A 22,493-nucleotide genomic window follows, 5' to 3' on the forward strand; every position below is an offset into this window, starting at 1 on the left:
CCGGCCCGCGAGGGGCGCGACGGCTGGTGGTGGGGATCGGCCCGTGGTGACGGACCGGCGTCCCGATTCCTGACGGAGATCGGGACCGCGCCGCTTCTTGACGCTCGTTCGTGACGCCCCGGACGGGACGTCGACTACCGGGACAACTCTACGACCCGGAACGGGTCGGTAGGACGGGACGTGCCGACGCGTGGCCGGCGGCCGGTAGCGCCGGGCGATCGACGACCTCGAACGCGCCGAGCGTGCCGGTGACGGCGAGGACGCGCCGGACCACCGGGGAGGGGCGGTGCAGGATCAGCCGCCGGCCGTGCCGGGTGAGCATCCGATGCGCCAGCACCAGCGCGTTCGTGCCGTACGCGCCGAAGAAGCTGACCTCCGCGAGGTCGATCACCACGAGCGGGGCGGGCGCCGCGACGGCCGTCTCCACGAGTTCGGTGAGCAGATGCGCGTTGCTGAGATCCACCTCGCCGGCCACCGAGACCTGAGTCACGTCCGTGCCCGCGTGGCAGCTCAGCCACATGATCGGCTGTTCGTCGGACACGGCACCCCCACCTCAACGTCCGAGGAGGCTCCCGGCGGCACTCGCCGGGAGCAGGAGGGCGCATGTCTTGACCCGTATCCGAAGATACGCCGACGGGGTGGACATCGCAGCGTGGGACGAGTTCGGACCCGCCGGTCCCGGGTACCGTCATCGCAACGAGCGCTGCCGATGATCCCCGTCAGGACAGGACGAGAGCATGGAAGCCCCCCGCATCGACCCCGGCGAAGCCCTCGCGGAGCTGAGTCGGATCCGGCTCGACGAGGTGGCGCTCGACGACGTGCTGGCGCGCGTCGCCGACCTGGCGAACCGGGCGGTGCCGGGCAGCGCCGAGGTGTCCGTCTCCCTGGTGCAGGCCGGCGCGAGCCGGGCCATCGCCTACACCAGCGACCTGGCCCGCAGCCTGGACGAGTGGCAGTACGAGCACGACGACGGGCCCTGCCTGGACGCCTCGGTCAGCGCGGTGAGCATCTCCCTGCCCGACCTGACCGATGAGCCGCGCTGGCCCGGCTGGGCGGCGCGGGCCCGCTCGGCGGGCGTGCAGAGTTCGCTGTCGATCGGACTGCCGATCCAGGAGGCGGTCACCGGGGCGCTGAACGTATACGGAAGATCCACCGACGCGTTCGACAAGGCGTCGATCGAGCTGGCGGAGGAGTTCGCCGCGTACGCGGCGGTGGCGCTCGCCAACACGCACCTCTACGAGAGCACCGCGACGCTGGCCCGGCAGATGCAGGAGGCGATGCGCAGCCGGGCGGTGATCGAGCAGGCGAAGGGGATCATCATGGGACAGCGGCGCTGCTCGGCCGAGGAGGCGTTCACGCTGCTCGCCAAGCTCTCCCAGGACTCCAACCGCAAGCTGCGCGAGGTGGCCGAGGCACTCGTCTCCCGCGCCGCCGCCCGCTGATCCGTACACGTCGTCGCGGGGCGTGAAACCGTCGTGAAACCGCGCTGATCCTGCCTGCCGTCACGGTTGCGGGCATGACGACGACGAACTCTCCCGGCGCGATGGTCGAGGTGTCCGGGCTGCGCAAGGCGTACCGGAGACAGGTGGTGCTCGACGGTGTCGACCTGCGCGTACCCGAGGCCACCGTGTTCGCCCTGCTCGGCCCGAACGGCGCCGGCAAGACCACCACCGTGCAGATCCTCTCCACGCTCATCCGCCCCGACGCCGGCACCGTCCGGATCGCCGGCCACGACCTGACCGCCGCACCGGACCGGGTACGCGCCGCGATCGGCGTGACCGGCCAGTTCTCCGCCGTTGACGCGCTGCTCACCGGCGCGGAGAACCTGCGGCTGATGACCGACCTGCGGCACCTGGGCCGGACCGAGGGACGGCGGGTGGTGGACGACCTGCTGGCCCGCTTCGACCTGACCGAGGCGGCGGGCAAGCCGGTGGCGACATACTCGGGCGGGATGAAGCGCCGGCTGGACCTGGCGATGACGCTCGTCGGCCGCCCCCGGCTGATCTTCCTGGACGAGCCGACGACCGGCCTGGACCCGCGCAGCCGCCGGGCCATGTGGCAGATCGTCCGTGAGCTGGTGGCCGAGGGCGCCACCGTCTTCCTCACCACCCAGTACCTGGAGGAGGCCGACCATCTGGCCGATCGGGTCGCGCTGCTCGACGGCGGTCGGCTGGTCGCCGAGGGCAGCCCGGCCGAGCTGAAGCGGATGGTGCCCGGCGGCCACGTACGCCTGCACTTCACCGACGCGGCGCACCTGGCCGCGGCGGCCGGGCTGTTCCCGGCGGCCACCCGGCACGACGACGACCTCACCCTGCGGGTGCCGGGCGACGGGAGCGTCAGCGGGGTGCGGGGGCTCCTCGACCGGCTCGACGCCGCCGGTGTCGCTGTCGATTCGTTGAGCCTGCACACCCCCGACCTGGACGACGTCTTCCTGGCCCTCACCGGCCACCCGACCGAGGAGAAGGTGACCGCATGAGCACGCTCGCCCACACCATCGGCGACTCGGCGACCATGCTGCGCCGCAACCTGAAGCACGCGGTGCGCTACCCGTCGCTGACCGTCGTGGTGATCGCCCTGCCGGTGATCTTTCTGCTGTTGTTCGTCTACGTCTTCGGCGGCACGCTCGGCAACGGACTCGGCGACGTGGCCGGGGGCCGGTCCGCGTACGCCGACTACGTGACCCCCGGCATCCTGCTGCTCGCCATGGCCGGCGCGGCGCAGGGCACCGCGATCGCGGTGGCCATGGACATGACCGAGGGCATCGTGGCGCGGTTCCGCACCATGTCCATCGCCCGCGCGGCGGTCCTCACCGGCCACGTCGTCGGCGCGGTGACGCAGACGCTGCTCGGCCTGGCGGTGGTGGTCGGTGTCGCGTTGCTGGTCGGATTCCGGCCGGACGCCTCCCCGGCGCAGTGGATCGCCGCCGTCGGGCTGCTCACCCTGACCGCGTTCGCGATCACCTGGCTGTCGGTGGCGCTGGGCATGGTGTCCAAGAGCGTGGAGAGCGCCAGCAACCTGCCCATGCCGTTGCTGCTGCTGCCGTTCCTGGGCAGCGGGTTCGTGCCGACCGGCTCGATGCCCGGGTGGCTCGGCTGGTTCGCCGAGCACCAGCCGTTCACCCCGATCATGGAGACGTTGCGCGGCCTGCTCCTGGCCGGCCCGGTCGACGGCGGTGACGCGCTCGTGGCGGTGGCGTGGTGCGCCGGGATCAGCCTGCTCGGTTACCTGTGGGCGCGCCGGCTGTACGACCGGGATCCCTCCCGCTGAGTTCCGCCACGGCGGCGAGCCGCAGCTCGTCGTGGTCGAGAGCGGCGTACGACGCGCTGGCCGCGTCGTACGCCGCCGCGTCCGCGTCGCGCGCCGCCCGGCGGGCCGCCGCCGAGGACATGGTGGGCTGGAAGTTGCGCAGGTAGCCGAAGCGTTCGGCGAGCGCGACCAGCCGGGCGCCGGCGGCACCGTCGCCGGTACCGCCCGACCGGTCCAGCTCGACCAGGGCGAGGGCGAGCAGCAGCGACCCGTGGAGCGGCAGCTGCACGAGAAAACCGGGCGGGTCGGTGATCGGGTCGGCCAGCAGGGTCACGCTCCGGCGGCGCAACGTCTCGGCGAGCCCCGGCACCAGGTCCAGCCGGCCGTACCGGGCGTGCGCGGCCAGGGCAGCCGCCCGGATCTCCAGATGCCACGGCGCGTCGCCGGGCGGGCCGGACCAGACGAGCGGATCCGACGGTTGACGCAACCCGTGCAGCGCCTCCCGCCAGCCGGCCAGTCCGGCCTCGACATCGCCCCGGGCCAGCGCGAACTCGGCCCGGATGCCGCGCTCGTACGCCCGCATGCCGTACTGGTCGTCCGGCACCGGCACGGCGTCGTATCGACTGTCGCAGGCATCGGTGGTGGCCAGCCGCAGCCAGCGTTCCGCCTCGTCGACCTCGCCCAGCGCCAGGTTGACCAGCACCAGGCTCCAGCGGATCTGGAGGCGGTCCCACCACGGGCCGGAGTCGGCCAGCAGGTCCAGCGCGGCGGTCAGGTTGTCCCGGGCCTCCGCCGAGCGTTCGGCCTGCATGCAGAGTTCGCCGACCCGGGAGTGGGCGAGCACCAGGAGCCACCGCAGCGGCCGGTGCGCCACCGCGTCGAGCATCCGCCGGGCCGCGTCGAGCGCGTCGTCGGGCCGGCCGGCCTGTTCCAGCAGGTAGCTGGCCAGGGCGTTCGCCATCGCGACGACAAGCGGTTCGCGGTGCGCGCGCAGCGCGGTGAGCACGGCCGGGTCGGCGCCGATCTCGGGGAGCGCGCCCAGTACCACCGCCATCGCACCGGCGACCGTGTCCGGCGGGGGCGGCGGCAGGCGGCGCAGCACGACCAGCGAGCGGGTCGAGCGACGCCCGGCGATCATCAGGTTGTGCGCCACGCCGAGCACGGCGACGGTACGGACCGGCGCCACGAACTCCGGCGCCGGACGGTAGTGGGACAGCAGGAAGTCGGTGTCGGCGACCAGCGCGAGCATCCGGGTGTAGCTGGTGTCCAGCGTCCACACGGCGGCCAGCGCGGCGGCGACACCCGCCACCGTCGGCGCGTCGGACCGGGCCACTGCCAGGCGCAGCGCGGCGACCAGGTTGTCCTGCTCGGCGCGGACCGTCGCGACCGTGGTGAACGGCTCGGCGCCGAGCAGCGCCTCGTGGTGCCCGAGGCCGAACTCGCGGGCCCAGGCGAGGAACGCCGCCACCACCCGCTCGTCCTCGCCGGCCTCGGCACGGCGGGCGGCGCCGAACTCCCGCACCGTCTCCAGCATCCGGAACCGGATCGCGTCGGGCGTCTCCTCCACCCGCAGCAGTGACTGGTCGACGAGGTGTTCCAGCACCGGCAGCGCGTCCTCGCCGAGCACCCGGTCCGCCGCCTCCGTGCTGAACCCGTCCGGGAACACCGACAGCGCCCGCAACGCCGCCCGCCCTTCCGGCCGCAGCAGGTTCCAGCTCCAGTCGACCACCGCGTGCAGCGTGTGGTGGCGTGGTGGCGCGTCCCGGGGGCCGCCACGCAGCAGCCCGAACCGGTCGTCGAGGCGGCGGGCCAGCTCCGGCACGCTCATCGCCCGCACCCGGGCTGCGGCCAGCTCGATCGCCAGCGGCATCCCGTCCAGATGCCGGCACACCTCGGCCACCTGGTCGGCGGGCAGCACAACGCCCGGCCGGGCGGCGCGGGCCCGCTGCGTGAACAGCTGCACCGCCGTGTCCAGCGGCAGTTCGGGCAGCGCGTGCACCGCCTCCGAGGTCAATCCCAGCGGGGTACGGCTGGTGGTCAGCACCCGCAGCTCCCGGGTCGCCGCCAGCAGCGCCGCCACCAGCTCGGCGACGCCCCGGACCACCTGCTCGCAGTTGTCCAGCACCAGCAGCACCGGCCCCGGTCCGAGCGCCGCCACGATCGCGGCGACCGGGTCGGCGGGCACCGGCAGCGCGCCGACCGGCCCGGCCACCGGCTCGCCCACCCCCAGCGCCGCGGCGACCGCCTCCGGCACGTCGCCGTCGACGGCGACCGCGCCGAGCGCCACCAGACGTACGCTGCGCTGCGGTGCGCGCCGGGCCACGGCGTACGCGAGCCGGGTCTTGCCCAGCCCGCCCGGGCCGACGACGGAGACCACCCGGGAGCCGGCCAGCAGGGACTCCACCGAGGCCAGGTCGCCCTCGCGGCCCAGCAGCGGGTTCGGCTCGTACGGGATGCCGGGCCGGGCCACCCGGCTCTCCCCGTCGAGCAGTTCCCGGTGCAGCTCGCGCAGCGCCGCTCCCGGCTCGGCGCCCAGCTCGTCGCGGAGCGAGCGGCGGTAGTCCTCGTACCGGTTCAGCGCCGCCGACCGGCTCGTCACCGCTGCCTCGCAGCGGAGCAGCTCGGCCAGCAGTTCCTCGTCGTACGGACCCCCGGCGGCCAGCGCGGCGAGCCCGGGCAGCGCCTCCGCGGACCGTCCGAGCCGGGACAACGCGAGCGCCCGTGCCCGGGACAGTTCCCGGTGCGTGGCCGCCCTCTCCGCACGCAACGCGGTGAGTGGATCGCCCTCGCCCGGGTCGTCGGCCGGCGGCCCGGACCAGTTCCTCAGGCCCGCCTCCGCCTCGGCGAGGGCTTCCGCGTGCGCACCCGCGCGGGCGTGCCGGGCCGCCGCCGCGGCGTGCCGCAGCACTGCCGCCGCGTCCACCTGCGCGTCGGTGAGCGCCAGCCGGTAACCGGTGGCGGTCCGGACGATCAGGTCGGCGCCCAGCTCGGCGCGGGCCCGGGAGACCAGGATCTGCAACGCCTTGACCGGATGCCGGGGCGGGTCGTCCGGCCAGAGCGCATCGACGAGCGCGCCGGTGCCGCAGCCGGACCCGAGCCGGCCGGCCAGGAGTGCCAGCAGCCCGCGCAGCCGTGCGCCGCCCACCGGCACTCCTCGGCAGACCACGTCCGACAGCAGGGTCAGTTCGGTGGTCACCGGGCCAGCGTAGGCGGCGGACCGGCTCGTGACGGCCCCGCGCCGGGCGGTCCGTGAAGGCGGCGTGAAAAGCCCCGGCCCGCCCGTACCGGATCCGTCAAAGCAGTCGACCGTGCGCACCCGGCCCGGTTGGTATGGCCCGCGAAGGACGTACCGACGCGGGAGGCGGAAATGGGACGAGAACGGGCGGACGGGTGCACCGGATTCCGGGTGGCCGCAGGCGCCGCAGTGGTGGTCGGCGCGGCGCTGATGGCGGCCGGGGTGTTCACACCCGGCGAGCGGCCCGGGCGGGTCCTGGCGATGGCGGGCGTCGTCGGGGCGTACGCCGCTGTGGTGGCCGATCTGCGCGCGGTCGCGGCGGTGACCGCGCTGGGTGCGGCGGTCTTCGTCGGGTTCCTCGCGCACGGCTACGGCGAGCTGACCGGCCCGGGTGACGCCTGGTCCCGGGCCGTGCCGATCGGGTTCGCCGCGGTGCTCGGCGCCGGCTACCGGCACCTCCGGTCGATCGGCGCCGAGGCCCGGCCGGTGACCCGGATCACCGGCCCCGGAGACGGCGTGAAAAGCGCGTCAAGAAACCGTGGCCGCGCGTGATGGTCGCGTCAAGACCCCTGTCCGTGCGCCGGATACGGCGCTGTGATTGCCCGGCGCGGCCGGGAGGCGGTCGCGAGGACATCTTCCGCTAGGAGAGATCAGCCGTGTCTGACGTGCTGTTCGTGTTGCTGACGGTGGGGCTGTTCGCGGCTCTCGCCCTCGTGGTGAGGGGCGTGGAGAAGCTGTGAACGCCGTCAACGCCGTCGGCCTGGTGCTGGCGATCGGCCTGGGCGTGTTCCTGGTCGTCGCCCTGCTGTTCCCGGAGCGCTTCTGATGAGCATGACGACAGCCGGCGTGCTCTTCGTCCTGTCGCTGGTGGCGGCGCTCGTCGCCGTGCACCGGCCGTTCGGCGACCACATGCACCGCGTGGTCGCGGGAACCCGGTCGTCCCGCTTCGAGCGGGGGATCTACCGCCTGGTCGGGGTCGACCCGGCCGCCGAGCAGACCTGGGGCGTCTACGCCCGCTCGGTGCTGGCCTTCTCGGCCGTCTCCCTGCTGTTCCTGTACGCGTTCCAGCGCCTGCAGAACCACCTGTGGCTCTCGCTGGGATTCGATCCGGTGGTGCCGCACGGCGCCTGGAACACCGCCGTGTCGTTCGTGACCAACACGAACTGGCAGTGGTACTCGGGTGAGTCGACGATGGGCCACCTGGTGCAGATGGCCGGCCTGGCGGTGCAGAACTTCGTCTCGGCCGCCGTCGGCATCGCCGTGGCGGTGGCGCTGGTCCGGGGCTTCGCCCGCAGCCGTACCGGCGAGCTGGGCAACTTCTGGGTCGATCTGACCCGGGTCACGTTGCGGATCCTGCTGCCGATCGCGGTGCTCGGCGCGCTCGTGTTGATGCTCGGAGGCGTGGTGCAGAACCTCTCCGGCGGCACCGACGTGACCACGCTGACCGGCGGCACCCAGACCGTCACCGGCGGGCCGGTGGCGAGCCAGGAGGTCATCAAGGAGCTGGGCACCAACGGCGGCGGCTTCTACAACGCCAACAGCGCCCACCCGTTCGAGAACCCGACCGCGTGGACGAACTGGCTGGAGATCTTCCTGATCCTGGTGATCCCGTTCAGCCTGCCCCGGGTCTTCGGCCGGATGGTGGGGCAGAAGCGGCAGGGCTACGCGATCGTCGCCGTGATGGCGATCCTGGCGTTCGCCAGTGTCACCCTCACAAACGTCTTCGAGCTGGCCGGCGACGGCACGGTGCCGCAGGCGGTCGGCGCGGCGCTGGAGGGCAAGGAGGTGCGCTTCGACGTGTCGAACTCGGCCACGTTCGCGGCGGCCACCACGCTCACCTCGACCGGCGCCGTCGACTCGTTCCACGACTCGTACACCGCGCTGGGCGGCATGATGACGCTGGGCAACATGATGCTCGGCGAGGTCGCCCCCGGCGGTGTCGGCGCCGGCCTGTACGGGCTGCTGATCCTCGCGGTGATCACGGTGTTCGTGGCCGGCCTGATGGTCGGGCGCACCCCGGAGTACCTGGGCAAGAAGATCGGCTCGCGCGAGATCAAGTTCGCCTCGATGTACTTCCTGATCACCCCGGCGCTGGTGCTCACCGGCACCGCCGCCGCGTTCGCCACCGGCAACGCCTCGACAGCGCTGAACGCCGGACCGCACGGGCTGTCCGAAGTGCTCTACGCGTTCACCTCGGCCAGCAACAACAACGGCTCCGCGTTCGCCGGCATCACCGTGAACACACAGTGGTGGAACACTGCGCTCGGGCTCTGCATGCTGCTCGGCCGGTTCCTGCCGATCATCTTCGTGCTCGCGCTGGCCGGCTCGCTGGCCCGCCAGCAACCCACACCCGCCTCCGAGGGCACCCTGCCGACCCACCGGCCGTTGTTCGTCGGCATGGTCGTCGGCGTCACGGTGGTCCTCGTCGCGCTCACCTTCCTTCCCGCACTCGCGCTCGGCCCGCTGGCCGAAGGGCTGTGACCACCATGAGAGACAAGGACATGACAGCACCTGTGCAGACCGCCGACGCGCCGGTCACCGGCGACACCGCGGCTCCCGGCACGCCGGGCCGCCGCGACCGGGTCGGCGGCGGACTGCTCGACCCTCGCCAGTTGCTCCGGTCGTCGCCGGACGCGCTGCGCAAGCTCGACCCGCGCACCCTGTGGCGCAACCCGGTGATGCTGATCGTGGAGATCGGCGCGCTGTTCACCACAGTGCTCGCGGTGGCCGACCCGTCCGTCTTCGCGATCGCGATCACCGTCTGGCTCTGGCTCACCGTGATCTTCGCGAACCTGGCCGAGGCGGTCGCCGAGGGGCGCGGCAAGGCGCAGGCCGACACGCTGCGCCGGGCCAAGCAGGACACCGTCGCCACCCGCCTGGTCGGCTGGACGCCGGGTGCCGCCGCGAACGCGTACCGGGACGAGGCGGTGCCCGCGCCGCAGCTGCGGCAGGGTGACGTCGTCCTGGTCGAGGCCGGTCAGGTCGTCCCCGGTGACGGCGACGTGGTCGAGGGCATCGCCAGCGTCGACGAGTCGGCGATCACCGGCGAGTCCGCCCCGGTGATCCGGGAGTCCGGCGGCGACCGCAGCGCGGTCACCGGCGGCACCCGGGTCCTCTCCGACCGGATCGTCGTCCGGATCACGCAGAAGCCGGGCGAGAGCTTCATCGACCGGATGATCGCGCTGGTCGAGGGCGCCAACCGGCAGAAGACGCCGAACGAGATCGCACTGAACATCCTGCTGGCCGCGCTGACGATCATCTTCCTGCTCGCCGTCGTCACACTCCAGCCGATGGCGATCTTCGCCAAGGGTTACCAGGCCGCCGCGCCGGACACCGCGGCGATCACCGACTCCGGCGTCACCGGCGTCGTCCTCGTGTCGCTTCTGGTCTGTCTCATCCCGACCACCATCGGGGCTCTGCTGTCCGCGATCGGCATCGCCGGCATGGACCGGCTCGTGCAGCGCAACGTGCTGGCGATGAGCGGCCGGGCGGTCGAGGCGGCCGGCGACGTCAACACGCTGCTGCTGGACAAGACCGGCACGATCACGCTCGGCAACCGGCAGGCCGCCGAGTTCCTGCCGGTGGACGGCGTGGACGCGGCCACGCTCGCCGACGCGGCGCAACTGTCCAGCCTGGCCGACGAGACCCCCGAGGGCCGCTCGGTCGTGGTGCTCGCGAAGAACGAGTACGGGCTGCGCGAGCGCGAGCCCGGCCTCATCCCGCACGCCACGTTCGTGCCGTTCACCGCGCAGACCCGGATGAGCGGCGTCGACCTGGACGCCGGCGGCGACGTCCGGCACATCCGCAAGGGCGCCGCCGCCGCGGTGATGAAGTGGGTACGCGACAACGGCGGCCACCCGACCGAACAGGTCGGTGAACTGGTCGACGCGATCAGCGGCACCGGCGGCACGCCGCTCGTGGTGGCCGAGCACGTGGCCGGGGAGCCGGCCCGGGCGCTCGGCGTCATCCACCTCAAGGACGTGGTGAAGGCCGGGATGCGGGAGCGCTTCGACGAGATGCGCCGGATGGGCATCCGCACCGTGATGATCACCGGCGACAACCCGCGTACCGCGAAGGCGATCGCCGATGAGGCGGGCGTGGACGACTTCCTCGCGGAGGCCACGCCAGAGGACAAGCTCGCGCTGATCAAGAAGGAGCAGGAGGGCGGCCGGCTCGTCGCCATGACCGGCGACGGCACGAACGACGCGCCCGCGCTGGCCCAGGCGGACGTCGGTGTCGCCATGAACACCGGCACGTCGGCCGCCAAGGAGGCCGGCAACATGGTCGACCTCGACTCCGACCCGACCAAGCTGATCGAGATCGTGGAGATCGGCAAGCAGTTGCTGATCACCCGGGGTGCGCTGACCACGTTCAGCATCGCCAACGACATCGCGAAGTACTTCGCGATCATCCCGGCCATGTTCGCCGGCATCTACCCGTCGCTGGACCGGCTCAACATCATGCGCCTGGCCAGCCCCGAGTCGGCGATCCTCTCCGCCGTCGTCTTCAACGCGATAGTCATCGTGGCGTTGATCCCGCTGGCCCTGCGCGGCGTGCGCTACCGCCCGGCCGGCGCCTCGACGCTGCTGCGCCGCAACCTGTGGCTCTACGGCCTCGGCGGCATCGTGGTGCCGTTCGTCGGCATCAAGCTCATCGACCTGCTCGTCCAGTTCGTCCCGGGGATCTCGTGATGCGCCTTCCCAGTTGGCTCTCCCAGCACCTGGCCGCCCTGCGCGCGGTGCTCGTCTTCACCGTGCTGCTCGGCCTGCTCTACCCGCTCGCCCTGGTCGCCGTCGGCCGGTTGCCCGGCCTCGACGGCAGGGCGGACGGCTCACTGCTCACCGTCGGCGGCCGGACCGTCGGCAGCTCGCTGATCGGCCAGTCGTTCACCGACGCGGACGGCAACCCGATCCCGCGCTACTTCCAGTCCCGCCCGTCGGCCGCCGGGGAGGGCTACGACCCGACCTCCACCGCGGCGAGCAACCTCGGCCCGGAGAGCGTGGTGGACACGCTCGCCGCCGACCCCGCCGGCTCCACGCCGAGCCTGCTCACCCAGGTCTGCGCGCGCAGCAAGGCGATCGGCGACCTCGACGGCGTGGACGGGCGGCGCCCGTACTGCACGCCGGACGGGGTGGGCGCGGTGCTCGCCGTGTTCCGCGCCGACGGCCTCACCGGCCCGATCACCCGTGTGGTGAGCGTCAACCAGGCCGCGCCGGCGACGCCGTTCGTCACCACCTGGCAGGGCGTACCGGTGGAGGCGGCCCAGCCCGGCCACGAGTACGTGGCGGAGGGCGGCATCGTCACCCCGGTACGCGGGGACGCCCCGGCCCGGCCCGCCGTACCGGCCGACGCGGTCACCGCAAGTGGCAGCGGCCTCGACCCGCACATCTCCCCGGCGTACGCGGAGATCCAGGTGGCCCGGGTGGCGCGGGAGCGCGGCGCGGACCCGGCGGCGGTACGGCGGCTGGTCGCCGAGCACACCACCGGCCGGGCGCTGGGCTTCATGGGTGAGCCCGGGGTGAACGTGCTGGAACTCAACCTCGCGCTGGACGAGGCGTTCCCGGCGCGCTGACGCGACAGCGACCGGAGCGGCCCCGGGGAAGGCCCGGGGCCGCTCCCGGCCGGTCAGGGAGGATGGACGCTGTGGGCAGGGGTGAACTGCGGATCTATCTCGGGGCCGCCCCGGGCGTCGGCAAGACGTACGCGATGCTGGAGGAGGCCCAGCGCCGGGCCGAGCGCGGCACCGACGTGGTGATCGGCCTGGTCGAGACGCACGGCCGCCGGCACACCGCCGAGATGATCGGTGACCTGGAGGTGGTGCCCCGCCGCGCGATGACCTACCGGGGCGTCGAGTTCACCGAGATGGACCTGGACGCGGTGCTGGCCCGGCGGCCCGAGGTGGTCGTGGTGGACGAGCTGGCCCACACGAACGTGCCCGGCTCCCGTCACGAGAAGCGCTGGCAGGACGTGCAGGAGCTGCTCGACGCCGGGATCAGCGTGCTCTCGACGGTCAACGTGCAGCACCTGGAGTCACTGAACGACGTGGTCGCGCAGATCACCGGCACCACCCAGCGGGAGACGGTCCCGGACCAGGTGGTCCGGGCCGCCGAGCAGGTCGAGCTGGTGGACATGACGCCGGAGGCGCTGCGCCGCCGGATGGCGCACGGCAACATCTACCGGCCCGACAAGATCGACGCCGCGCTCGGCAACTACTTCCGGGTCGGCAACCTCACCGCGCTACGCGAACTGGCGCTGCTCTGGCTGGCCGACAAGGTCGACGAGCAGCTCGACGCGTACCGGGCCCAGCAGGGCATCTCCGACACCTGGGAGGCGCGGGAACGGGTGGTGGTCGCGCTGACCGGCGGCCCGGAGGGCGAGACGCTGATCCGCCGGGCCGCCCGGATCGCCGCCCGCAGCAAGGGCGCCGACCTGCTCGCCGTGCACGTGGCCCGCAGCGACGGGCTGGCCGGCGCCGACCCGGCCCAGCTGGCCCGGCAGCGGGTGCTGGTGGAGAGCCTCGGCGGCACGTACCACCAGGTGCTCGGCACCGACATCCCGGCATCGCTGCTCGACTTCGCGCGGGGCGTCAACGCCACCCAGCTCGTGCTCGGCGCGAGCCGCCGGGGCCGGTTCGCGCAGGTGTTCGCCCGGGGCGTCGGCGTGACCACCACCGCGCTGTCCGGCCCGATCGACGTGCACCTGGTCACCCACCCCGAGGCGGGCCGCGGGCGCCGGGGCACGTCGGTGCCCGCCGCGCTGTCGCGACGCCGGCGGCTGATCGGGTACGCGCTCGCGGTGCTCGGCATGCCGCTGCTCACGCTCGTGCTGCGGACGCTGCCCGACCTCACCCTGACGAACGACATCCTGCTGTTCCTCGCCGGTGTCGTGGGCGTGGCGCTGGTCGGCGGACTGTGGCCCGCGCTGGTCGCCGCGCTCGGCGGATCGCTGCTGCTCAACTGGTTCTTCACGCCGCCGTACCGGACGCTCACCATCGCCGAGGCGGACAACCTGCTCGCCCTGGGCGTGTTCGTCGGCGTCGCCATCGCGGTGAGCTGGGTGGTCGACGTGGCGGCTCGCCGTACCCGGGAGGCGGCCCGGGCCTCCGCCGAAGCGCAGACCCTGGCCACCGTGGCGGGCAGCGTGCTGCGCGGCGAGCGACCGCTGCCCGCGCTGCTGGACCGGCTGCGGGAGACGTTCGGGCTGCGCGCGGTCAGCGTGCTGGAGCTGACCGACGAGGCCGGCGGACGCCCGGCGCGCGCCCGGGGCGCGGACGCCTGGCGGGTGGTGGCGAGCGTCGGTGACCGGCCGCCCGGTAGCCCGGGCGCGGGCGAGACGGTGGTGCCGGTGGACGACCGGCTGAGCGTGGTGCTCGCCGGCCGGCGGCTGGAGGCGGCCGACCGGCGGGTGGTCGAGGCGTTCGCGGCGCAGGCCGCCGTCGCGCTGCGCCAGGAGCGGCTGGCCGAGGAGGCCGCGACCGCCCGTCCGCTCGCCGCCGCCGACCGGATGCGGACCGCGCTGCTCGCGGCGGTCAGCCACGACCTGCGTACGCCGCTGGCGTCGGCGAAGGCGGCGGTGAGCAGCCTGCGCAGCCACGACGTCGAGTTCGACGCGGACGACCGGGAGGAACTGCTCGCCACCGCCGACGAGTCGCTGGACCGGCTGAGCCGGCTGGTGGCGAACCTGCTCGACATGAGCCGGTTGCAGGCCGGCGCGCTGGGCGTGAGCGCCACCGCGATCGGGCTGGAGGACGCCGTACCCCTGGCGCTCGACGAACTGGGCCCGGCGGCGGCCGAGGTGACCACCGACATCCCGGCCGACCTGCCGGCGGCGCTCGCCGACCCGGGCCTGCTGGAGCGGGTGCTCGTCAACATCGTGGCCAACGCGCTGCGGCACAGCCCGCCCGGTAGGCCGCCGACGATCACCGGCAGCGCACACGCCGGACAGGTCGAGCTGCGGGTGATCGACACCGGGCCGGGCATCCCGGAGGACCAGTGGGAGCACGTCTTCCTGCCGTTCCAGCGCCTCGGCGACCGGGACAACCAGACCGGGGTGGGCCTGGGGCTGGCGCTGTCCCGGGGACTCGCCGAGGCGATGGGTGGCAGCATCACCCCGGAGACCACGCCCGGTGGCGGTCTCACCTTGGTGCTGCGGCTGCCGGCCGCCACCCAGCCGGAGGGGCCGCAGGAATGACCCGGATCCTGGTCGTCGACGACGAGCCGCAGATCCTGCGCGCGCTGCGGATCAACCTGCGGGCCCGGGGCTACGACGTCGAGGTCGCAGGCAGCGGCGCTACCGCGCTCAAGGCCGCCGCCGCCCACCCGCCGGACCTGGTGGTGCTCGACCTCGGCCTGCCCGACCTGGACGGCACCGACGTCATCCGGGGCCTGCGCGGCTGGACCGCCGTGCCGATCATCGTGCTGTCCGGGCGGGCCGGCAGCGAGGACAAGGTGTCCGCGCTCGACGCGGGCGCCGACGACTACGTGACCAAGCCGTTCGGCGTCGACGAACTGCTCGCCCGGATCCGGGCGGTGACCCGGCGGCTCGCCCCGGCCACGCCCGCCGTACCGGCGCTGCGAATCGGCCGCAACACCGTCGACCTGGCCGACCGGACGGTCACCCGGGACGACGGCGTCGAGGTCAAGCTCACCCCCACCCAGTGGGCCATGCTGGAGAAGCTGCTGCGCAACCCGGGCAAGCTGGTCAGCCAGCGCCAGTTGCTGCACGACGTGTGGGGACCGGAGTACCACCACGAGACGAACTACCTGCGGCAGTACATGGCCCAGCTGCGGCGCAAGCTGGAGGACGACCCGGCCCGGCCCCGGCATCTGATCACCGAACCGGGCATGGGCTACCGCTACCGACCCTGACGTTTGCGCGAGCGCGGGCGGGGGACTCGGCGACCCGGCCGAGCAGCGGGGGAGGGGCATGGCGGACAACCGGTCCTCGGAGGGGTTCGGCCGCCGCCTGGACGAGCACGCCATCGACGCGGGCGCGGCCGAGCCGGAGCGACCCGACGGGCTGGTCGACAGCGGCGTCTACGTCGACGGCGTACGCCGGGCGTCGCCGGTGAGCCTCGCCGACACGTTCCGCTGCCTGCAACAGCTCGACGACGCGATGGCCTGGATCGGGCTGCGCCGGCCGGGCCGGGAGGAGGTGGCCTCGCTCGCCGCCGAGTTCCAGCTTCCCGACCTGGCCGTCGAGGACGCGATCAACGCCCACCAGCGTCCCAAGCTGGAACGCTACGGCGACACCCTGTTCGTGGTGCTGCGCGCCGCCCGCTACCTGGACGCCCGGGACGCGGTCGAGTTCGCCGAGCTGCACCTGTTCCTCGGCCCCGGTTTCGTGATCACCGTGCGGCACGGCGGCACGCCCGACCTGGCCGGCGTACGGCGGCGGCTGGAGGCCGAACCCGAGGTGCTCGCACTCGGCCCGGAAGCAGTGCTCTACGCCGTACTCGACCGGGTGGTGGACGGCTACGCGCCGGTGGTGGCCGGGCTGGAGAACGACATCGACGAGATCGAGACCGAGGTGTTCGGCGGCGACCCGAACGCCAGCCGCCGCATCTACGAGCTGAGCCGCGAGGTGATCCAGTTCCAGCGGGCCGCCCGGCCGCTGCTGAAGGTGGTCGACGCGCTCACGCACGGCTTCGACAGGTACGGCACTGACGAGGAGCTACGCCGCCGGCTGCGCGACGTGGCCGACCACCTGACCCAGGTGGTGGAGCGGGTGGACGGGTTCCGGCACCTGCTCCAGAACATCCTCACCGTCAACGCCACGCTGGTGTCGCAGGCGCAGAACGAGGAGATGCGCAGCCTGACCGCTGCCAGCTTCGAGCAGAACGAGGAGATCAAACGCGTCTCCGCGTGGGCGGCCATCCTGTTCGCGCCCACCCTGATCGGCACCGTCTACGGGATGAACTTCACCCACATGCCGGAGCTGGACTGGCGGTACGGCTACCTGTTCGCGGTCACCCTGATGCTTGCTGTCTGCGGCGCGCTCTACCTGCTGTTCAAGCGCCGCGGCTGGCTCTGAGCCAGGCCCGGCGCGTCTCGGCCCCGGCCGCCCGCCCTCGGTGATCCACTAAAGTGTCCGGGTGGCTACCCCCCGTCGTGCGTGCGTCGTCCGGCTCCGGCCCTCCGGAGGGGAACGCTGATCGGGGACACGGTTCCGGCACCGCGCGGCGGGCGACGGACCAGTGACGGAAAGCGTGGGCTGGCCGGCCACTGTGCCCGGATCGTCGCGTCCCGGCCGTTCGAGGTGGCCATCGTGGTGCTCATCATGGCCAACGGCGTGGTGCTGGGCATCGAGACGTACCCGAACCTCGGCGCGGCCGGGCCGGTGCTGCGGTGGACGGAGTGGATGTTCCGGGCGGTCTTCGTCGTGGAGATCACCATCCGGGTGCTCGCGTACGGCCGCCGCCCGCAGGACTTCTTCCGGCACGGCTGGAACGTCTTCGACCTGCTGGTGACAGCGGCCATATTCGTCCCGGGCCTGCACGGCGACTCGGCGGTGCTGCGGTTCATCCGGGTCGCCCGGGTACTGCGCCTGGTGCGCTTCTCACCCGGCCTGCGGACCATCGTCGCGGCGCTGTGGCGCAGCCTCCCAGGTGTCGCGGGTTTCCTCGCGCTCGCCGCCGTCACGCTCTACGTGTACGGCATGGCCGGCTGGCTGATCTTCGGCGACCGCTACCCCGAGCAGTACGGCGACATCGGCCGTTCGCTCGTCACGCTGTTCGTGCTGCTGTCCCTGGAGACGCTGCCGGACCTGCTGGAACAGGGTCTGGAGGTGTCGCCGTGGACGCTGCTCTACTACGTCAGCTTCGTGATGATCGCGGTGAACCTCCTGCTGAACATCCTCATCGCCGTCATCGTCAACTCGATGGAGGAGGCGCGCCGGCTGGAGATGACCGAGGGGCTGGCGTCCGACTACGACTCCGACGGGGACGGGATTCCGGACGAGGTGGACCGGATCGCGATCAGCCAGCGCCTGGACGACCTGCGCATGGTGATCGCCGAGCTGGAGCGGGAACTGCGCATCGACAGGGAGGAGCCGCCCGGCGCGCCGCGCCGCCGGCAGCCCTCGGACCACTGATCAGAGACGGTCATGACAGTTCCGTGACGAAAGCGGTTCCCGGGTTTGACCGACTGGTTGATCGGGGCAACCAGGCTGACGCCAACACATTTGAGGGAAGGGACGCCTCTCGTGGAGATCACGGGCTTCTTCACCGCGCTCATCATCGGTCTCATCATCGGTGCGCTCGGGCGCCTGGTGGTGCCGGGCAAGCAGAACATCCCGATCTGGCTGACCCTGCTCATCGGTGTGGTCGCCGCGTTCGTCGGCACGCTGGTGGCCGGCGCGTTCGGCGTCGACGACACCCCCGGCATCGACTGGATCGAGCTGGCGCTCCAGGTCGGCTTCGCCGCCATCGGTGTCGCCGTCTTCGCCGGCCTCTACGGCCGCCGCCGCATCTGAGGCACCCGACGGGGCCGCTTCCGCACGTCGCGGAAGCGGCCCCGTCGTGTCACTCCCGCCAGCCGGTCAGCTCGACGCCCTTCGCCAGCTCCACCCGGAAGCCCAGGGCGATCTCGCCGCTCTCACCCGGCGCCGGCGACAGCCGCCAGATCAGCTCGCCCAGCTCCGTACGCTCGGCCGGTGGCGGCGTCAGCGTCGTCTCGCGTACCACCACCGACTCGTCCCGGGACACCGGCAGCTGATCCCGCACCTCCACAGTGGCCGGGCGGGACGTGTGGTTCGCCACAGTGATCCGGTACTCCACCTCCCGCCGCCGCGTCGACCCGAGCGTGGCCTTGCTCTCGGTGCGCCGGGACAGCTTCCGCTCCACCCGCACCCGGTCGTCCACCCCGAGCGCCAGCTCGGTCTCCTCGCCCGGCGCCCATGTCTTCAGCCGCGTCGCCGCCACGAAGTCGGCACCGTGGAAGACCGACGCCGGGCCGGGCAGCAGCGTGTGGTCCGACGTGTTGCGGACCGTGGCCCGCAGGTGCGCCTCGGCGGCGCGTACCGGCACGCTCACGTGGTCCAGCCGGGCCGGCAGCTCCAGCACCGCGATCGTCACCCGGTGCGCGCTGCCGTCCGCCGGCACCGCCACCGGCCGCGCGGGCCGGTAGGTGGCCGCCGTCACGCCCTGCTCCACCTCGGCGACGCTCTCCCGCACCGGCGGCGCCGCGGCCCGCGCCGCGCGGGGACGGCCCGCCGCCGGCGCCGCGCCGGGCGCCGGGGGCGGCACCGTGCCGCCGAACGACGCGGTCGACACGGCCATCGGCGGCTCCGGCCGGAACCGGTCGAGATACCAGGGCGACAATTCGGGTACGCCGCTCGCCGCCGCCGGGCGGGCGGTGGAGAGCTGGAGTTCGCACTCCGGCCAGTCCTCCCCGGTGCCCTGGCTGACCAGCCCGAACCAGGTGACGGTCATGGTGTCCTCGACCAGCCGCAGGTCGTATGAGGGCGTCCAGCGGGCGCCGTCCACCAGGTACGTCAGCTCCAGCTCCACCTCGGTCTCGTCGGCGTCCACCGAGACGGACACCTCGGCGGCCAGCCGGTCCGGCTCCCGCTTGCCGCGCGCCGCGTCCAGCTCCCGGTCGACGGCGGCCAGCTCCTCCGCCAGCTCGGCGCGCCGCCGGGCCAGCCCGCGCCGCCGGGCCCGCGACTCGGCGAGCTGACCGGCCACCGAGTCGGTGAAGGCCGCGACGTCAGCCGGGGCCGCGTCGCCCGCGGCCAGCGCCCGGGCGTACGTGCCACCCGCCCGCTCGGCCAGCCGGGTGAGGAAATCGCCGCGCTGGTCCTCGATCGCGTCGGTGTCACCGACCTCGGCCAGCTCGTCGGACAGGTCGCGCCGCCGCCGTTCCAGCTCGACGACCTGGGCGTCGGTGCTGCGGGCCTGCCGCCACGCGGCCACGTCCACCCCGAGCACCGTCACCGCGCCCCGGCCACCCACCCGGATCGAGTCCCGGCGCAGGCCCAGCGGGAGCGGGGCGACGCGTACCCGGTGGTCGCCGGCGGTCAGCCGGACGCGGCCGCGGCGGGTGACCCGGGCGCGGTCCGGGTAGACGGTCACGCCGACGACAGGCGCATCGATCTCCAGAGTGTCCACGGCGGCGAGGGTAGTTCAGCCGCGCCCGCGGCAGGGCTACCGCAGATGGAGCCGCTCGTCGACGGCGACAGCGGCCAGGTCGCGTGCGGTGAACGGCAGCGGTGACGCGGGCGCCTGTCTGTCGTACGCGCCCTGCGCGACGAAGACCACCACGCCGTCGGGGTGGCGGTAGGCGGCCCACTGGTCGAACCGGTCGTCCGCGCCGGGCCGGACCACCACGCCCACAGTCGCGTCGCCGATCGTCACCGGCTGGCACTCGCCCCCCATGCCCCAGAACTCGCGCGCCAGGGCACACGGCTCGGACGGCAGCAGGTTGCCCGCGGTGTGCACCTCGGTGAGCAGGCGCCCCTTCCACGTCCCCTTCGCCACGTCGACCGAGGCCAGGTAGCTCCACAGCTCGACGCCGTCTGCCCGTCCGGTGAAGTCAGCCTGATGGGTGCCCAGCGTCTCCTTCCCGGTCTCGGTGGAGACGGTCTTCTCGGCGGTGTACCCGTCGGGCACCACTGTGACGAGCCGGTCGAGCAGCAGGGCGGCCTGGTCGTACCGGGTGCCCGCCCGCGCGGTCCGGTCCTCCTGCGGCAGGCCGTCGGGCCCGGTCGGCATCGGCTCGGCGCTCGTGTCCGCCGACGGCGGCGGGGCGGCCTGCGGCAGCGCGGCCGGCGGGCGCCGGTCGCCGCCGCCCGGGCTGGCGAGGGCCACGACACCCACGACGGCGAGTACGGCCGTCGCCGACCCGGCGCACGCCTGGACGGCCCGGCGCCGGTTGCGCGCCCGCCGAGCGGTCCGGAGCATGGCGTCCGTGCTCGGTCGCGGTGGCGCGGCGACGCCGAGCATCTCGTCGCGAAGCGCCTCGCGCAGCTGGTCTCCGTTCATCGTTGCCCCTTCTCGCTCGATGAGTGCATGGGTGACAGGAGGCCGCGCAACGTGTCCAGTCCGCGGGCGGACTGGCTCTTCACCGTTCCCGGCGAGCAGTTCAGCAGCGCCGCCACCTCGTCGATCGGCAGGTCCTCCCAGTAGCGGAGGACCAGGACGGCCCGCTGCCGGGGCGGTACGGCGGCGAGCGCCTGGAGCAGCACGAGCCGGTCCTCGTGCGGACTCGCCGGCACCGGCGGATCGGCGTCGGGCGTGCCCACCCGTTCCCGCCGCCACCAGCCCCGCCGCCGTTCGTCGAGGAAGGACCGGACGATGATCTGGCGCAGGTAGGAGTCGAGCGCCTCGTGCCGGGCGATCCGGTTCCAGACCAGGTACAGCTTGGTGAACCCGGTCTGGACCAGGTCCTCCGCGCGGTGCCAGTCGCCGCAGAGCAGATACGCGGTGGCGCGCATGGCGTGGTGCCTCGCCGAGAAGTACTCCGCGAACGCCGTGTCGCGATCACTCATTCGGACCTCCGATCGAATTCGGGATAGTCACGCCATGTGTGGCTCCCGGGGTTGCTCGGAGGACGCGGCGAATCTGCGCCGCCGCCGGTCAGCCGCGGAAACCGCGTGCGAGCAACCGGAGCCCTCCGGGTACGTCGGCGGTGGCGACGGCGCCGTAGCCGAGCACCAGACCGGCCGGGCCGGGCGGCCCCGCCTGGTAGCCGGCGATCTCGCGTACGGTGACGCCGGCCTCGGCCGCCCGTGCGACGACAGTCGGCAGGTCGACGCCGGCGTCCGGGCGCAGGCGCGCGCACAGGTGCAGGCCCGCCGTGGACGGCACCGGGTCGAGCCAGCCGGCGAGGTCGGAGCGCAGCGCGGCGTCGATCAGGTCGCGCCGCTCGGCGTACACCCGGGTCGCCTTGCGGATGTGCCGGGCCAGCTCGCCGGAGCCGATGAACCGGGCCAGTGCGGCCTGCGTGGTGTGGTCGCCGTGCCAGTCGGTGAGCTGCCGGGCGGCCAGCAGCGCCGGGCGCAGCGAGGCGGGGGCGACCAGGAACCCGAGGCGCAGCATGGGCAGCAGCGTCTTGGAGAACGTGCCGACGTAGACCACCTTCCCGGCCCGGTCCAGCGTCTGCAGCGGGTCCAGCGGGCGCGCCGAGAAGCGGAACTCGGTGTCGTAGTCGTCCTCGACGATCACCGCGTCCCGGGTCGCCGCCCAGTCCAGCAGCGCCGCCCGGCGGGCCGGGGACATCCGGACGCCCAGCGGGAACTGGTGCGACGGGGTGACGTAGACCAGCCGCGCGTCGCCTGGTAGCGCGCGTACGTCGATGCCCTCGTCGTCGACCGGTACCGGCACGACCCGCGCGCCGTGGCCGGCGAACAGCCACCGGGCCGGGGGATAGCCGGGGTCCTCGACGGCCACCCGGTCGCCCGGCTCGAGCATCACCCGGGCGATCAGGTCCAGCGCCTGCTGCGCGCCGTGGGTGACGACGACGTCGTCGGGCCCGGCGAGTACCGCGCGGGCGAGACCTACGTACCGGGCGACGGCGCTACGGAGGCCCCGGTGCCCGGCCGGGTCGGCGTAGCCGCCCCGGATCGTCGCGGTACGCAGTTCCCCGGCGACCAGCCGCCGCCAGGTGGCCAGCGGGAACAGCCCGGTGTCAGGGGTGCCGGCCCGGAAGTCGTGTCCCGGGCGGGGCGCGGCGGTGGGCGCCGGCTCGGCGGACGCCCAGAACGCGCGGGGGCGTACCCCACCGGCCGGCGCGGGACGGGGCCGGGCGCGGGCGACCGGCTCGTCGGCGACGAACGTCCCCGCGCCGACCCGGGCGGTGAGCAGCCCCTCGGCGGTCAGCCGCTCGTAGGCGACGGCGACCGTGTTGCGGGAGACGTCGAGGCGCCGGGCCAGTTCGCGGGTGGGTGGCAGCCGTTCCCCGGGCCGCAGCCGGCCGTCCAGGATCGCCTCCAGCAACTGCCTGTGGATCCGGGTGGCGCGGTCGCCGGGACCGGCCAGGCTGACGTGGACGTCCACGGCGACGACACTACATTG

The 22,493-nt window shown here is 73.5% G+C and carries 19 protein-coding genes; 13 read left to right on the forward strand and 6 right to left on the reverse strand.

Annotated elements, in window-relative coordinates; translation table 11 throughout:
* Positions 1-148: 148 nt before the first annotated feature.
* Positions 149-541 (reverse strand): STAS domain-containing protein, encoded by a 393-nt coding sequence (locus tag O7546_RS01150; RefSeq protein WP_269696033.1) that lies wholly within the window; start codon positions 539-541, stop codon positions 149-151.
* Between the two features lie 196 nt (positions 542-737).
* Here O7546_RS01150 and O7546_RS01155 point away from each other — a divergent pair, with 196 nt between their 5' ends.
* From O7546_RS01155 to O7546_RS01165, 3 genes are all read left to right on the forward strand, one after another.
* Complete coding sequence (locus tag O7546_RS01155; protein WP_194798832.1) at positions 738-1,442, forward strand: GAF and ANTAR domain-containing protein; 705 nt, start codon at positions 738-740, stop codon at positions 1,440-1,442.
* A gap of 74 nt (positions 1,443-1,516) precedes the next feature.
* Positions 1,517-2,476, forward strand: a complete 960-nt coding sequence (locus tag O7546_RS01160; RefSeq protein ID WP_269696035.1) for an ATP-binding cassette domain-containing protein — start codon at positions 1,517-1,519, stop codon at positions 2,474-2,476.
* Complete coding sequence (locus tag O7546_RS01165; protein ID WP_194798830.1) at positions 2,473-3,267, forward strand: ABC transporter permease; 795 nt, start codon at positions 2,473-2,475, stop codon at positions 3,265-3,267. Before O7546_RS01160 ends, O7546_RS01165 begins: the two co-directional genes overlap by 4 nt.
* Here the strand turns inward: O7546_RS01165 and O7546_RS01170 are convergent.
* On the reverse strand, positions 3,209-6,442 hold the full coding sequence (locus O7546_RS01170; RefSeq protein ID WP_281600368.1) for a BTAD domain-containing putative transcriptional regulator: 3,234 nt from the start codon (positions 6,440-6,442) through the stop codon (positions 3,209-3,211). The genes O7546_RS01165 and O7546_RS01170 overlap by 59 nt on opposite strands.
* A 171-nt stretch (positions 6,443-6,613) precedes the next feature.
* Between O7546_RS01170 and O7546_RS01175 the strand changes: the two genes are divergently transcribed.
* From O7546_RS01175 to O7546_RS01220, 10 genes are all read left to right on the forward strand, one after another.
* A complete protein-coding gene (locus O7546_RS01175) occupies positions 6,614-7,033 on the forward strand; it encodes a hypothetical protein (protein WP_228531253.1) in 420 nt (139 codons plus the stop codon).
* A gap of 184 nt (positions 7,034-7,217) precedes the next feature.
* Entirely contained in the window at positions 7,218-7,307 is a 90-nt protein-coding gene (kdpF, locus tag O7546_RS01180) for a K(+)-transporting ATPase subunit F (protein ID WP_088643699.1), read from the forward strand.
* On the forward strand, positions 7,307-8,962 hold the full coding sequence (kdpA, locus tag O7546_RS01185) for a potassium-transporting ATPase subunit KdpA (RefSeq protein WP_269696038.1): 1,656 nt from the start codon (positions 7,307-7,309) through the stop codon (positions 8,960-8,962). The genes kdpF and kdpA overlap by 1 nt, the downstream gene beginning before the upstream one ends.
* Before the next feature lie 20 nt (positions 8,963-8,982).
* Entirely contained in the window at positions 8,983-11,172 is a 2,190-nt protein-coding gene (kdpB, locus tag O7546_RS01190) for a potassium-transporting ATPase subunit KdpB (protein ID WP_194798827.1), read from the forward strand.
* Positions 11,172-12,053 carry a potassium-transporting ATPase subunit C gene (locus tag O7546_RS01195; protein ID WP_281600369.1) on the forward strand — a complete coding sequence of 294 codons (882 nt, stop codon included), beginning with the start codon at positions 11,172-11,174 and terminating at the stop codon, positions 12,051-12,053. Before kdpB ends, O7546_RS01195 begins: the two co-directional genes overlap by 1 nt.
* Before the next feature lie 71 nt (positions 12,054-12,124).
* A complete protein-coding gene (locus O7546_RS01200) occupies positions 12,125-14,671 on the forward strand; it encodes a DUF4118 domain-containing protein (RefSeq protein ID WP_281600370.1) in 2,547 nt (848 codons plus the stop codon).
* Positions 14,668-15,348 (forward strand): response regulator, encoded by a 681-nt coding sequence (locus tag O7546_RS01205; protein WP_194798824.1) that lies wholly within the window; start codon positions 14,668-14,670, stop codon positions 15,346-15,348. The genes O7546_RS01200 and O7546_RS01205 overlap by 4 nt, the downstream gene beginning before the upstream one ends.
* Before the next feature lie 58 nt (positions 15,349-15,406).
* Entirely contained in the window at positions 15,407-16,513 is a 1,107-nt protein-coding gene (locus O7546_RS01210; RefSeq protein WP_194798823.1) for a magnesium and cobalt transport protein CorA, read from the forward strand.
* 234 nt (positions 16,514-16,747) lie between these two features.
* Positions 16,748-17,572 carry an ion transporter gene (locus tag O7546_RS01215; protein WP_230651202.1) on the forward strand — a complete coding sequence of 275 codons (825 nt, stop codon included), beginning with the start codon at positions 16,748-16,750 and terminating at the stop codon, positions 17,570-17,572.
* Between the two features lie 111 nt (positions 17,573-17,683).
* Entirely contained in the window at positions 17,684-17,953 is a 270-nt protein-coding gene (locus tag O7546_RS01220) for a GlsB/YeaQ/YmgE family stress response membrane protein (protein ID WP_174533488.1), read from the forward strand.
* Between the two features lie 49 nt (positions 17,954-18,002).
* Here O7546_RS01220 and O7546_RS01225 read toward each other — a convergent pair whose 3' ends face one another.
* The 4 genes from O7546_RS01225 to O7546_RS01240 form a co-directional block, all read right to left on the reverse strand.
* On the reverse strand, positions 18,003-19,589 hold the full coding sequence (locus tag O7546_RS01225; RefSeq protein ID WP_269696042.1) for a mucoidy inhibitor MuiA family protein: 1,587 nt from the start codon (positions 19,587-19,589) through the stop codon (positions 18,003-18,005).
* 36 nt (positions 19,590-19,625) lie between these two features.
* On the reverse strand, positions 19,626-20,462 hold the full coding sequence (locus tag O7546_RS01230) for a hypothetical protein (RefSeq protein ID WP_194798821.1): 837 nt from the start codon (positions 20,460-20,462) through the stop codon (positions 19,626-19,628).
* Complete coding sequence (locus tag O7546_RS01235) at positions 20,459-20,968, reverse strand: SigE family RNA polymerase sigma factor (protein WP_194798820.1); 510 nt, start codon at positions 20,966-20,968, stop codon at positions 20,459-20,461. The genes O7546_RS01230 and O7546_RS01235 overlap by 4 nt, the downstream gene beginning before the upstream one ends.
* Positions 20,969-21,056: 88 nt before the next feature.
* On the reverse strand, positions 21,057-22,475 hold the full coding sequence (locus tag O7546_RS01240; RefSeq protein WP_281600371.1) for a PLP-dependent aminotransferase family protein: 1,419 nt from the start codon (positions 22,473-22,475) through the stop codon (positions 21,057-21,059).
* Between the last annotated feature and the right edge of the window lie 18 nt (positions 22,476-22,493).

This window comes from Micromonospora sp. WMMA1976, assembly GCF_027497335.1.
Taxonomy (GTDB): Bacteria; Actinomycetota; Actinomycetes; order Mycobacteriales; family Micromonosporaceae; genus Micromonospora; species Micromonospora aurantiaca.

Bases quoted from the DNA above. Each gene is read 5' to 3' on its own strand.
- O7546_RS01155 (WP_194798832.1), top strand. From the start codon at position 738: ATGGAAGCCCCCCGCATCGACCCCGGCGAAGCCCTCGCGGAGCTGAGT.
- O7546_RS01160 (WP_269696035.1), top strand. From the start codon at position 1,517: ATGACGACGACGAACTCTCCCGGCGCGATGGTCGAGGTGTCCGGGCTG.
- O7546_RS01165 (WP_194798830.1), top strand. From the start codon at position 2,473: ATGAGCACGCTCGCCCACACCATCGGCGACTCGGCGACCATGCTGCGC.
- O7546_RS01175 (WP_228531253.1), top strand. From the start codon at position 6,614: ATGGGACGAGAACGGGCGGACGGGTGCACCGGATTCCGGGTGGCCGCA.
- kdpA (WP_269696038.1), top strand. From the start codon at position 7,307: ATGAGCATGACGACAGCCGGCGTGCTCTTCGTCCTGTCGCTGGTGGCG.
- kdpB (WP_194798827.1), top strand. From the start codon at position 8,983: ATGACAGCACCTGTGCAGACCGCCGACGCGCCGGTCACCGGCGACACC.
- O7546_RS01195 (WP_281600369.1), top strand. From the start codon at position 11,172: ATGCGCCTTCCCAGTTGGCTCTCCCAGCACCTGGCCGCCCTGCGCGCG.
- O7546_RS01205 (WP_194798824.1), top strand. From the start codon at position 14,668: ATGACCCGGATCCTGGTCGTCGACGACGAGCCGCAGATCCTGCGCGCG.
- O7546_RS01210 (WP_194798823.1), top strand. From the start codon at position 15,407: ATGGCGGACAACCGGTCCTCGGAGGGGTTCGGCCGCCGCCTGGACGAG.
- O7546_RS01230 (WP_194798821.1), bottom strand. From the start codon at position 20,462: ATGAACGGAGACCAGCTGCGCGAGGCGCTTCGCGACGAGATGCTCGGC.
- O7546_RS01235 (WP_194798820.1), bottom strand. From the start codon at position 20,968: ATGAGTGATCGCGACACGGCGTTCGCGGAGTACTTCTCGGCGAGGCAC.